General features: G+C 49.9%; 11 protein-coding genes. 7 read left to right on the forward strand and 4 right to left on the reverse strand.

The window, feature by feature from the left end; all coding sequences use genetic code 11:
• Positions 1–54: 54 nt before the first annotated feature.
• The 3 genes from K300_RS0111390 to K300_RS0111400 are packed head-to-tail and all read right to left on the reverse strand — an operon-like array spanning position 55 to position 2,760.
• A complete protein-coding gene (locus K300_RS0111390) occupies positions 55–795 on the reverse strand; it encodes a ParA family protein (RefSeq protein WP_022851800.1) in 741 nt (246 codons plus the stop codon).
• Positions 792–2,291 (reverse strand): CHAD domain-containing protein, encoded by a 1,500-nt coding sequence (locus tag K300_RS0111395; protein WP_022851801.1) that lies wholly within the window; start codon positions 2,289–2,291, stop codon positions 792–794. Before K300_RS0111395 ends, K300_RS0111390 begins: the two co-directional genes overlap by 4 nt.
• A 10-nt stretch (positions 2,292–2,301) precedes the next feature.
• Positions 2,302–2,760, reverse strand: a complete 459-nt coding sequence (locus K300_RS0111400) for a SixA phosphatase family protein (RefSeq protein ID WP_022851802.1) — start codon at positions 2,758–2,760, stop codon at positions 2,302–2,304.
• A gap of 258 nt (positions 2,761–3,018) precedes the next feature.
• Between K300_RS0111400 and K300_RS0111405 the strand changes: the two genes are divergently transcribed.
• The 3 genes from K300_RS0111405 (at position 3,019) to K300_RS0111415 (ending at position 6,210) form a co-directional block, all read left to right on the forward strand.
• On the forward strand, positions 3,019–3,474 hold the full coding sequence (locus K300_RS0111405; RefSeq protein WP_022851803.1) for an SRPBCC family protein: 456 nt from the start codon (positions 3,019–3,021) through the stop codon (positions 3,472–3,474).
• Between the two features lie 82 nt (positions 3,475–3,556).
• Positions 3,557–4,552, forward strand: coding sequence for a biotin synthase BioB (locus K300_RS0111410; protein ID WP_022851804.1), 996 nt, complete (start codon positions 3,557–3,559; stop codon positions 4,550–4,552).
• A 17-nt stretch (positions 4,553–4,569) separates the two neighbouring features.
• On the forward strand, positions 4,570–6,210 hold the full coding sequence (locus K300_RS0111415; protein WP_022851805.1) for a putative manganese-dependent inorganic diphosphatase: 1,641 nt from the start codon (positions 4,570–4,572) through the stop codon (positions 6,208–6,210).
• Between the two features lie 4 nt (positions 6,211–6,214).
• Here the strand turns inward: K300_RS0111415 and K300_RS15470 are convergent, their stop codons facing one another.
• Positions 6,215–7,291, reverse strand: a complete 1,077-nt coding sequence (locus tag K300_RS15470) for a glycoside hydrolase family 3 protein (RefSeq protein WP_022851806.1) — start codon at positions 7,289–7,291, stop codon at positions 6,215–6,217.
• 83 nt (positions 7,292–7,374) lie between these two features.
• Here K300_RS15470 and K300_RS0111425 point away from each other — a divergent pair, with 83 nt between their 5' ends.
• The 4 genes from K300_RS0111425 (at position 7,375) to K300_RS0111440 (ending at position 12,408) form a co-directional block, all read left to right on the forward strand.
• Positions 7,375–7,806 (forward strand): macro domain-containing protein, encoded by a 432-nt coding sequence (locus K300_RS0111425; RefSeq protein ID WP_022851807.1) that lies wholly within the window; start codon positions 7,375–7,377, stop codon positions 7,804–7,806.
• A gap of 112 nt (positions 7,807–7,918) precedes the next feature.
• Positions 7,919–9,553 carry a prepilin-type N-terminal cleavage/methylation domain-containing protein gene (locus K300_RS0111430; RefSeq protein ID WP_022851808.1) on the forward strand — a complete coding sequence of 545 codons (1,635 nt, stop codon included), beginning with the start codon at positions 7,919–7,921 and terminating at the stop codon, positions 9,551–9,553.
• Between the two features lies 1 nt (position 9,554).
• Entirely contained in the window at positions 9,555–10,490 is a 936-nt protein-coding gene (locus K300_RS0111435; protein WP_022851809.1) for a hypothetical protein, read from the forward strand.
• Positions 10,480–12,408, forward strand: coding sequence for a prepilin-type N-terminal cleavage/methylation domain-containing protein (locus K300_RS0111440; protein ID WP_022851810.1), 1,929 nt, complete (start codon positions 10,480–10,482; stop codon positions 12,406–12,408). The genes K300_RS0111435 and K300_RS0111440 overlap by 11 nt, the downstream gene beginning before the upstream one ends.
• The last annotated feature ends 14 nt before the right edge of the window (positions 12,409–12,422 follow it).

Here is a 12,422-nt window from a genome sequence, read left to right on the forward strand (position 1 = left end):
GTATACACCGGTTATAAAGATGCAATAACGATGTTAAATGTTTGTCAGGTGATATCAGAGAATAGCCTCAAGCTCTTCCCAGAGTGTTTTATACGCTCTGGAAGCCCTGCACCACGGGCTGAAAGCCCCCACCGGTTCACGGTTTGTCCCCATACGCTCAACATCTGCAGAATAGGGGATGAAGCTTTCAAGAAGCTTAATCCGCTTTATACCCGGATCCTCCATAACCTCCCTGTGGATCTTCTTCCTTCTATCCACCATAGAGAAGAACAGAGCGGGGCGAACCTTCTTCATATCATTCTCTTTGAGGTATGAAGTGAGCATCTCGCTTGTTCTCTGGGAGAGAACAGTGGGTATTATCGGAACGGCAAGAATGTCTGCCGCCTGGATAAGAGCCTCTGAGAGAAGTGTTATCCCGGGGGGTGCATCAAGTATAACAACATCGTACTCATCCTGTAAAGGCTTCAGAATATCCCCAATGCGCTTCTTCGACTTATCCTCCGCATCGAGAAATATATCCAGCTTCCGGTAAGAGAAGTCGGAGGGGATAATGTCGAGGTTCTCATAGTCCGTCGCCTTGATATCATCATCGATATCACGCTTACCCTGAACGGTCTTTTTTATACCCTTCTTTATCTTCGGCTTAACACGGAAATAAAAGGTAGCCGCCGCCTGGGGGTCGAGATCCCATATAAGAACCTTCTTACCCGCCTTAGCGGCATAATATGCCAGATTAACCGAGGCGGCTGTCTTTCCGACACCCCCCTTAATACTGTAAACTGCGATTGTTTTCATTTTTTCAACATCTCTTCCACTTTATTCTGCATCTTTTCACGGATAAACCTCTTCACTAGTCCGAGGCCTTTCATCCTCTCCTCCATCTGTTTTTCGGAGAGTATCTTTATAAGATAGCCAGCCGCCATGGATACCGGCGCCGGATCATCTACCTTCTGCTTCACTTCCTCCACAAAGGTATAGAGCTCCTCCTGCTGAACCTCATAGTCCTGGTGCGAACCGAGGGAGTCCTGCAGTTTTTTCAGCTCTGATATAAATTTTGAGGAATCCTTCCCCGGGTAAAGCACACCAAAAAACTCAAGGAGATAACGAAGTTTTTTGCAGTCTATGCGTATCTTGTGATAGTCATCCGCAGGAGAATCCTCTGAGAGTTTACCACCCTTTTTAATGACTTTTCCATAAGCTTTAGCTATACCCTCAGCAGCCAGCTCCCGAACAGGCATAGCGCCCTTTTCGGTTCTTTCGGCATCCATTCCGCCTGTGAGGAAGCTGCGCCAATCCTCTTTTATCTTATGATATTCAGAGGATTCCAGATATTCGGCAAGGCTCTTCTGTTCCCTTTTTCTGGTCTGCTCAAGCATCTTCTCCAGAGGCTCAAGGCCGTTTTCCATGGATAGGGGGAGAAGCTCCCTGTACTCCTGCATCATATGGGCGTAAACATCCAGATCCCTGGGCTGGTTCGTAACCTTCTGCACGTCCTTAAAATCCGCCCGGAATCTGTTTGTAATCCCCTCAGGGAAAACACCCTTAAGCATGGCAAGGGCGGAGCGTGTCCTGCGGACGGATACTCGGAAATCGTGTAGGAACTCTATATCGAGCCCGAGCTTTGTTCCCTCCTCATTCATCTCAATTATTTCGAGAAGATCCAGAAGGAAAGATTTAACAGCATCCTCGGCGGGCATCTCAGGTTCATCCGGTGCAGAGACCTTCGTGCTGTAAGCTCTGGGGTCAAGACCGGAAAGGGTTATGAAGGTGCTGAACTCATCCTCGATAATATCGCCGAACCCGAGTCTTTTAAGAGCTTTATCCGCCTTTTTAAACTCAGCAGAATAGCCCCTGAGCTCCTGCAGTGAAACCGTATCGAGCTGGGCATCGGTGCTTTTCATTGTTTTGAAAAGGTACCTGGCAACGGTCTTCCCCTCATCATCGAGAACACTCGCACAATACTGCTTCTCTGTGTAGCTTAGCTTTTCAAGGAGAACTCTGGGGTCGATAACCGGACAAACAATATCCGCCAGCGGGCTGTCCGGGAGGTCGGAGCAGGATAAAGGTATCTTTGAGACACGGTTCTCCTCAAAGATCCCATCGCCGTGAAGTTCCAGCAACCTGGGTGAGTAAATGAGCGTTAACCCGGCACGTGCAAGGAGCCAGTCAAAGGCGTCAATGAGTATGCACTCCCTCTCTTCCGTCTCGGAAACACTCAGTTCATAGGGGGTAAGAGCCTCTTTAAGGCTCTCAAAGTCGATTCTTTCGATACGCTTAGTGATATTTCTCAAGGCATTTCCTTCAGCACAGTAACACCTTCTGCTGAACGAGGTTGACCAGAAATCTGTTTTCAACATGACAGATAGAGCCTTTCTTAAGGACAACATTCATCGCACTGCCGGAAATATAGTAGGATATAAATTCGGACATATCCGGCTCATGCCCGACAAAGGCAACTGTTTCGTACGATGAGTATTTCTGCACCATTTCCATGTAGTCGGAAACGGAGGCTCCGGGGTTTAGCTTGGGCTCCCTGTGTATTTGAAGCCCTGTCAGTTCGGTGATAATCTCTGCGGTCTGTACGGATCTTACAGCCTCGGAAGAAATCAGGATATCCGGCTCGGGATAAAGCTCAAAGAAGTTCTTGAAAGCCTTCTCCCCTCTTGTTACACCCTTTTCAACCAGCGGCCTTTCGAGATCAGAACCTTTCCAGTCGTAACGTTCGGCAGCATGTCCGTGCCTTATGAAGTATTGTCGCATCCGTTCACCTTATATTAGAATATCATTATAATTGCTGTTTTAACAGCATTTTTAAAACTATTTTCGAGCTTTTAGGCCGAATTTTCCAGATATTTTGATATTTTGACATTTTCTTAACGTTTTATACCTATAAAATATATTCAATAATTATCCCACCTTGTAGAATTTCAGTATGATTACATAAAAAGTAGCCTTATAGTTGAAGTAGTTGTGTGTATAATGTGAAATAATCTTAAAATGTACAGGGAGGTTTTCTTCTTGAGGATCAATACTATAGAAAGAACTCAGCTCATCGGCACCGATATAGAATCCGCCTGGGATTTTTTCTCTGATCCATCAAAACTTGCAGAGATAACGCCGGACTGGTTGAATTTCCGTGTGGTCTCACCACTCGCGCCGAGGATGTATGAGGGTATGATTGTAGAATACCGCATTAAACCCTTTGCAGGGGTATCTGTCCAATGGGTCACAGAGATAACCCATGTGGATGAACCTGGGTTCTTCGTTGACGAACAGCGTTTCGGGCCATATAAGTTCTGGCACCATAAGCATTTCTTTGAAGAAACTGAGAATGGCGTGCTGATGAGCGACAGCGTCCACTACAGCCTCGGCTTCGGCCCCGCAGGCAGCCTAATACACCACTTTTATGTTCGAAAGAAGCTGGAAGAGATCTTCGATTACAGATACGAAAAACTCGAAAGGATTTTCGGATAAGCCTGGTATTCTTAAGCCACAAACTATTGAAATAAGCAACCATTACGTTCTATAGTGTGTCATAATTTATACGGAGGAACTGATGGATATCCATGATATAGTGAACAAAGCTAGAACGAGAGAGGGCTTCACAAGGGAGGAGATTATCACCATGCTCTCCTTCCCCGAGAACAGCCTTGAAACATATATAATGATGGCCGAGGCAAAGCGTTTCTCCATGGAGCTTTGCGAAAACCAGGCGGAGGCACAGGGTCAGTTTGCCCTTAATCTTGCTCCCTGCCCAGAGAACTGCATGTTCTGCTCCTTTGCCATCCCCAACGGCATCTTTACCGAATCCACCATGCTTACCCCCGAAGAGGCTGTCTTCAGCGCAAAGAAACTTGAGGCGGACAACTCCACCTGCATATACATGATGGCCACCGCAAACATCGACATGGGCGAGTTCCTCGAAACCGCCGCCGAGGTTCGCAGAAACCTCAAACCCGAGACCATAATGATAGGGAACATCGGCGATCAGGATTATGATACGGCAAATAAGATAAAGGAAACCGGCTTCACCGGCCTCTACCACGCCCTGCGCATGGGGGAGGGAACGGATACGGATATCGATCCCGAACAAAGAAAAAGAAGCATAAAAACCTTCCAGGAGGCTGGTCTTGTGGTAGGAACATGCGTTGAGCCCATCGGACCGGAGCATTCAAACGAAGAGATTGCCGACAAGATCTTATTCGCTGCATCGGTGGACCCCGCATTCAGCGGAGCCGCAAGGAGGATCTCAATACCCGGAACAGACCTTGCGAAAAAGGGTATGATCAGCGAGATGCGCATGGCCCAGTGCGTTGCTGTAACTAGATTAGCCACACCATCCAGTGTAATGGGAACATGCACCCACGAGCCCTGCACATTGGGCGCAGCGGCAGGTGCTAACCTCTTCTGGGCGGAGGTCGGCGCAAACCCCAGAGATATCAAAGAGAAAACCGAGGAAGGGAGAGGGCACGATGTCGAATGGTGCCGCACAACCTTCGAAGAGGCAGGCTGGAGCCTCCGGAACGGTCTCTCACAGTTTTTCAACAAATAGATTCAGGCGGGAGAGCAATGTCAGAAATACTTGTTATTGGGCATAAAAATCCGGATACAGACTCCATAGCCTCCGCATACTGCTATGCGGAACTTAAGAAAGAGCTGGATAAATCAAACCGCTATCTGCCGGCAAGATGCGGAAACATTAATAAGCAGACACGATACATCTTCGACCGGTTCGGCGTAACACCACCCCCCTTTATCAAGGATGTTTACCCGAAGGTTAGCGATGTTATGACCCATAAGGTTGTGGCCATCGATGTAAACGAGCCGGTATACGGGGTTATCCGCAATATCGACGAACTCAAGATACGCATAACCCCTGTTGTATCCGGCGGGAACAGGCTGGAAGGGGTCGTGAGCATATATGAGCTCTCCGAATTCCTCGCCACACGTGACGTACAGACAAAGCCTGTCCTGCATTTCCGGGCGGAAAATTTCGCCAAGGTTATCAAGGGGCACTTCCACTACCGGGGAAAGGACGAGGAGTTCAGCGCAACGGTTATGATCGGTGCAATGCCCTACGACCGCTTCCGTGAGAGGATGGAGGCACAGGAGACCTCGGACATCGTTCTAGTTGTGGGCAAAAGGCGTGACATTATCGAATACGCAGTACGCAGACAGCTCCCTGCAATCATCCTTACGGGGATCAAAGATGAGCAGGATCTGGATATAGATTTCTCCGGCTACGAGGGGTGGGTCTACATCTCCGAGCTGGATACGGCGGAGACTATGCGGAGGCTTCAGCTTTCCTTACCCACCAAGGCGGTTATGGCAAAGAACGTCCCCACCTGTGTGGAGGAGGATTACCTCGAAACGGTTCGTGAGACCCTCCTGAGCATCGACCATAAGGGTATGCCCGTGGTGAAGGAGGACAGGCTCTCCGGAATAATCACCCGCTCGGACCTTATAAAGAAGGCCCAGCGTCAGCTTATTCTCATGGACCACAACGAGATGGGCCAGGCTGTGGATGGTGCGGATAGTGCGAAGATCCTCGAGATCGTTGATCATCACCGACTCGGAACCATTAAAACCATGACCCCCATACACTTCTTCGCAAAACCTGTAGGGAGCACATGCACCCTTGTTTTCCAGCAGTACAGGATAAACGGCGTCGAGGTCGATAAGAGTATCGCAGGCCTGCTCCTCTCAGGCATTCTTTCGGACACTGTCATCCTCAAATCACCCACAACCACCGATGAGGACATCCGTGCTGTGGAGGAGCTGAGCGAGATAGCCGGACTTGATTACAGCGAGTTCGGCGTTGATATGTTCTCTGCCACGGACAGCCTGAAAACCAGAAAACCCGAAAGCGTTATCACCACCGACTTCAAGATGTACGAAGAATTCGGCGTAACCGTCGGCATAAGTCAGGTTGAGGTTGTGACCCTTGAAGAGGTGGAAGAGGTAAAGGACAGCCTTTTTGAGGCACTTGAAACTGTAATGAATGAGAAGCAGGCGGACTGGGGCATGCTCCTCATAACAGATATAATAAGAGAGGAAAGCATCCTCCTTACCACAGGCTTTGAGGCGGCTGAAAAGATACTGGCATACAACAAAGAGGGTTCCCAGCAGTTCCGTCTGCCGGGGGTTCTTTCAAGGAAGAAACAGCTTCTACCCGAGGTTCTCAGGGTTCTGGAGGAGCTGAACGGATAGGTAGTCAAAGGGGGCGTTTCAACTGCATAATACGCCGGTACGCCTCCTCGATCCTGCCTCTGCTAAGCTCACCCGACTCTACCCCTTTCAGGATATAACCAACAGCCTTTTCAGGGAAATCGGGTACATATTCGAAATAGTTTGAATATATGAGCACATCAGCACCCGCTGAAACAGACCTTACGACGGCAGTTTCAAGGCCGTAGTTATCGCTCACAGCACCCATCTGCAGGTCATCGGTAAAAAGAACTCCATCGTAGCCAATTCCCTTTCTCAGCATACCTATCTGCTTATTCGACATTGTGGCGGGATATTCAGTATCAATCTTCTTATTGAACACATGAGCACTCATGATACTATCTACCATCCCAGCGTCTAGAAGAGCCTTATAAGGTTGAAGCTCATCTTTGCTCCATGTATCTGTAACATCGGTGAAGCCTTTGTGGCTGTCGGTCATGGCACTTCCGTGGCCGGGGAAGTGCTTTATGCTGGTGATAACACCCATCTCTCTATGCGCCTTTATGAAGCTTTCGGCATATTCTGTAACGGTGTCCGAATCCCTGCCGAAGCTTCTGCCGATTCTCCCGATGGCGGGTGAGTCGGGGTTTACATTCAAATCCACAACGGGGGCGAAATTCACATTAAAGCCCGCATCCTTAACCATTCGGGCAAGCTTTGAGTAAAGCTTTTCCGCTTGAACGGCGTTCATACCCTCAGATACGGACTGATGTGATGGAAAGTCCTCAAAACCCTTCTTATCCCTGAGCCTCTGTACCTTCCCCCCTTCTTCGTCCACCGCTGTGAAAAGCGGGTGCATATCCGGAGCGGATGACTTGAGATTATCGTTAAGCCGTCTGGTCTGTTCCGGGTTGTCGATGTTGTATGCGTAGAATACCACGCCCCCCACCAGTCCCTCTCTGATCTGGGCTTTCAACAGGGATACACTTTCATTATCCGCATGAGTCCCGCGGAAGCCCACCATGATCATCTGCCCCGCCATCTGTTTAAGATCGGGTTCTTCGGCCTTAGTCGGGATTACGGAAACAACCATTACGGCAAGGATTAAGAGAATCTTTTTCATGGAGCCAGAATACACCGCAGGATGTTTGTTTTCAAGCCTGTGTGTATGGGGATATAATTGTTTTTCAGCAGAGGGGGCGGATATTGTTCAGGGAGATCGAGGGCGAGCTAAAGGATTACATCGGCAGATGCATAATAGCCATAACCACAAACGGAACCGTTAAAAAGGACGGCAGTGCAAATATGGGGCGGGGAAACGCCAGAGAATTTGCCGCCCTCTTCCCCGACATTCCGAAGATATTGGGTCGAAAGATCAGCGAATCGGGCAACCGTGTACACATATTATCCGATAATATAGTGAGCTTCCCTGTGGAGCACTGCTTCTATGACAATCCTGATCCGAAACTTATTGAAGCATCAGCAAAACAGCTCCGTGAGCTTGCGGACGAAAAGGGGTGGAGCGAAATAGTAGTCCCCAGACCCGGCTGCGGAGGGGGCGGCCTGCGCTGGGAGGATGTAAGGCCTATACTGGTCGGGTTCTTCGATGAAAGGTTCCTTATTATCTCAAAAGTATAGAACTTTCATGTAAACAGCGGAAAGTAAAATAGTTTTACCCGTTGCAGGCTCTATTGGCGCAATGTATCATTAACTGAACGGCATTTTCATTATATAGAGGAGTGATAACGGCGTGGCTGGCAGATTACACAGTGATTTCAAAGGTAAAAAAGATAAAAAGGGCTTCACCCTGGTGGAGATGGCCATAGTCCTTGTCATCGTAGGGCTTCTGCTCGGGCTGGGCTCCGCTGCGGTGGTGGCGCTCACAAAAACCGCCAAGGTGCGAAAGACCAAAGAGATTCTGGACAGTACACAGGACGGTCTCTCCTCATACATCGAAGAGAACAGCGAACTACCTTCAACCTCCGAGATTCAGAGTATACTCAGCGGATTCCAGGACGGCTTCGGTAAGGATGTGGGATACCACCCTGCCCCAAACCTTCTTAATGCCGACGATGTCTGCAACGCCAACTCCACAGGGCTCAGCGTGAGCATCGGCGGAAACACCGTGAACGATGTGGCATATATAATCATAAGTGCCGGTGAAAACAAAAACCCCCAGACCGGTATCTCCGGCGGAACGTATACAATACAGCCCGAAGGAACCATGGTTGACGACAACACCGACGGAATCAACAGGGTGGAATCCTATGACGACATCATCCGCTTTGCAACACTGGGCGAGCTTAAGCTGAATGCGGACTGTGGTGAGAAAAGGCTCAGGATACTTAATGAGGAGCTCCCCTTCGGCGTCACAGGGGAGGAATACAACGTTGAGTTCCTTGCAGACGGTGGTGTAACAGGTGGAGTGGGGGGAACTAGCTACGAGTGGTGTGTTGACGCCTACGGTGATGACAACATAAGCGGGATGACCTTCGGCGGGGGTGTCATAGACGACACAAACAACTGCGACAGGGATCTTGCCGTATACTACGAAGCCCCAAGCCTCGAATTAGATAATGCGGATAATACCCCAGCCTCGCCAGGTGCTTTCAGGTTCACCGTTCATGTGCGGGATTTCCTCGACACATCCGGAACCGATGACAACTACGCAAGCAGGGACTACGTCCTCACCGTCCATCCGACCCTCAACACAGGGCAGGATGTATACAGCAAGGAGCGTGCAAAGATAGATCAGGTGAAGGAGATCGTTCAGACATACATAAACGCCGAGGGGAGCCTCCCCGGTGATAACGACGGCGACTACGGCAATAGTGACGGCGTTATCTCAACCGATGAGGCAAACACGGCTTATAACGAGCTCATTAATCAGGGGTATGCGGAGTATGACGATTTCGTATCCCCCATAATGCCGGACCGGTATTACGTCTTCACCCAGTGCACACCCGAGCCCTACGGTTTCGTTGCCACCAGCGATACATACGAGGGACAGCCGCACACCAACACATGCGTATATATATCCGATACCCACATGGCGGATATACCCCCCGGAACGGAGCCAAACGTTAAAGCTATATCATACAGAGACTTCTGCGAGTATGAGAAGGGGCTGGACGACAGCGATATAAACATCGGAGAGGTACGCAGGGTATACAACCCCAATAACGACAACGGTTGCCAGACGGACTTCCACGACTGCGACGTGGACAACAACGTGGAGCCCACAGGGCTAAACAACTGCACCGGCGGGGATTACGATTTCAATCCTGTCATTTCCGCATACGCAGATGCCGATGAATGCCGCAAAGAGGAATCGGACAGGCCGACCCAGAAGTGGTGCAACACAGTAATAATACAGATTTACTAAGATGATAAACGACCGCAGAGGCTTCCTCTCCATATACTTCTTTCTGTTCTTCACCTTCATCGCCGCCGCCGCAACGGTGGGGATAGGATACTATGCAAATCTGAACCGTGTGGAAAAGGCCAAGGATATCAGAAGGTTCCTGAGCACAGCCGGAGACAGGGTTTCTGCATTCTATGCCGCAAACGGACGCCTCCCCGACGGAACCGAGTTCCGTACGGAGATAACAGGGGGACAGACAGACCCCTACGGAACGGAGGCTTACTACATTTACGATCAGAATATCACCACCAAAGAGGATGTTTGCACCACGAATAATACCTCCCTAACCTTACGCAAATGCGGGGATGCCCCCTGTACCGACATCAGGAGCGAAACGGATGACATCCTTTTCATCATTGGCTCCAGAGGCTACAACAAGAATAAACAGATCGGCGGTGTTAACGGAGTTGACCACGGGATAGACACCTACTCACGCATCGATGTGGACAACGACACCACAATCAACCGTGTGGAGGAGTTCGACGATATTATCATATACAAAACCCTCGCCGAGATTCAGGGGAGAACGGAATGCGACGGAAGCTCCGGGCTCACCTTCATGAACACCATCCTCCCCTTCCCCGAACCGGAAAAGGACTACAGCGCAAGGATCTACGCCAAAGGGGCGAACTACATCGAATGGTGCGTGGAGGATGCGAGCGGGCTGAACCCCTCCTTCATAGAGGATGACGGCAATATCATGAACGAATCTGTCAACTGCATAAATGATTACTCCTACGGGACAAACTGGTACGAATCGGACTATGTGGAGGTTTCCGTAACCTATGTTACGGATAATACGGACTACACCAGCGACAACAACGACTTCACGGTCTTTATAACCCATGACGGCACAAGCTTTAATAAACAGATATTCACGGTGGGATATGAGCAGTAGACGGGGATTCACCATCGTTGAGATGGCAGTGGTTCTTATAATCATAGGCGTGGTCATATCACTTGGCATATACTCCCTAAGCTCACTCCAGCGGGGAACGAAATCCCTTGAAAATGAACAGGAGATTGACCGCATCTTCTACGGCATCATGGAGGAGAGCATCATGGACAGGGAGCTCCCCTCCACGGTTGCAGAAACGGATAAGTTCGGCAGGGATATCCTCTATATACCCGCTCCAGCCATCGCTGGCAGCGAATCTGTCTGTAATATACACAGTACTGGACTGAACATCATAAGCGGTGGCAGAACGGTGAACAACGTTGCCTATCTCCTCATCAGCGGCGGAGAGAACAGAAACATCCAGACGGGAACAATATCCCCCATAACGGTATACAACCATATGAGCGTCAGCGTTGACGACTACCCGGCGGATGTGGACAGTGCAGAGACCTACGACGATAACGTCCGCTGGGCAACCCTCCCCGAACTGCGCAAAAGGGCGGGATGTTCCGCAGAAAGGCTGAGGATTGTCACAGACAGCATCCCTAAAGGTGCTGTGGATAAGGCATACTCAGCCACATTCAAGGCCGCCGGAGGAAGACCATACTCAAACGGGGAATACAACTGGTGCGCCATTGTAAACAACCCTCTGGTGAAAGGGGATCTGGGGCTGAATGACTGCACAGACAACAGCGATTTCACAAAAACGAGGAACTATACTGTCTCCGGTACATTGAACCTCTCTAAGCCCGGCTCATACTCCATAAGGGTCTACGTTCAGGATAACGGTACTGACAACACCGATGCGCTCTTTCCGCTCGTTATAAATCCGGAGTACATAGCCTCTGTATCAAGCCCCCAGCAAGAAGAGGACGAAGGGGGTGACGGCGGCGGGGATTCGGATATCGCCTTCACCGACTTCAACCAGCTAAGCCGATTCGAAGAACCGGGATACACAAGACTTGATGTTCATAAAGAAGAAGGAGCCTCACCGGAGGAAAACACGCTCAGGATACTGTCCGACGGCAATAATAACGCCTTCTCCTGCACATGGTATCCTGACAGCTTCCAGCTCTATTCACTGGACGGAAGCATAAACAACACCATGATCTCCTACTTTGAGGCGGCCTTTACCGATGACCCTGATTTAGGAGGTGGCTTCACCTATGCTGTCATTGCGGGGGACTACCCCGAAACAACACCCTGTGGTAACAAACAGGGGGGAGATCTCGGCTATGACAACAACCATGACGGTCCGGAGAGCTTCGCCATAGAGTTTGATCTTGAATCGGAATCCTCCAACAACGATCCCCTCAATGCGGAGAACCACGCAGCCGTTGTGCACTCCGAAAGAAGGCTGAAGATGCACCCCTCCCAAAACTACATACGAAACATCGACTACTATTGGACAAACCTGCACACCTTTCTCAGAGAACCCCTTGGCGGAACGTTTCTGAGCTATATACCCAATGATGACTGCTCCCTAGTAAACGTAGAACCGGACGCCTGCTTCTACGAAGATGGGGAGGACAGCTGGCTGGTGGACAACTCCCCCTTCAGGGTGCGTGTGGAGGTATATCCGGATATTCAGCCCGGGCTAGCCTGCACAAAATGCCTGAGCCCGAATATCGACTACCCGATGGGTCCTCCGGAAAACCCGAATGATGATGTATACGAAGAGCCGGTCTGCACTGAGGTTTTCGTCTGGATAGACAAGGCGATGGACAGCGTATTTGACGGCTTCGACAACATGACAGCGGAGAAGGCGCAGGAGGCGGGCATCGAGGAGCCGACAATGTATGACTGCTTCCCGATGTGGGAGAACATGCAGAACATACGCATAGGCTTCACAGCGGGTGCCGATAAAAACGATCTGGAAATAAAAATATCCAATTATAAGATGAAGATGGTGGACTAAGGTTCATATTACCT

This window comes from Limisalsivibrio acetivorans, from assembly GCF_000421105.1.
GTDB lineage: Bacteria > Chrysiogenota > Deferribacteres > Deferribacterales > Geovibrionaceae > Limisalsivibrio > Limisalsivibrio acetivorans.

Excerpts from the sequence above, each read along its gene's own strand:
- K300_RS0111390 (WP_022851800.1), bottom strand. The coding sequence starts at position 795 with ATGAAAACAATCGCAGTTTACAGTATTAAGGGGGGTGTCGGAAAGACA.
- K300_RS0111400 (WP_022851802.1), bottom strand. The coding sequence starts at position 2,760 with ATGCGACAATACTTCATAAGGCACGGACATGCTGCCGAACGTTACGAC.
- K300_RS0111410 (WP_022851804.1), top strand. The coding sequence starts at position 3,557 with ATGGATATCCATGATATAGTGAACAAAGCTAGAACGAGAGAGGGCTTC.
- K300_RS0111415 (WP_022851805.1), top strand. The coding sequence starts at position 4,570 with ATGTCAGAAATACTTGTTATTGGGCATAAAAATCCGGATACAGACTCC.
- K300_RS15470 (WP_022851806.1), bottom strand. The coding sequence starts at position 7,291 with ATGAAAAAGATTCTCTTAATCCTTGCCGTAATGGTTGTTTCCGTAATC.
- K300_RS0111435 (WP_022851809.1), top strand. The coding sequence starts at position 9,555 with ATGATAAACGACCGCAGAGGCTTCCTCTCCATATACTTCTTTCTGTTC.
- K300_RS0111440 (WP_022851810.1), top strand. The coding sequence starts at position 10,480 with ATGAGCAGTAGACGGGGATTCACCATCGTTGAGATGGCAGTGGTTCTT.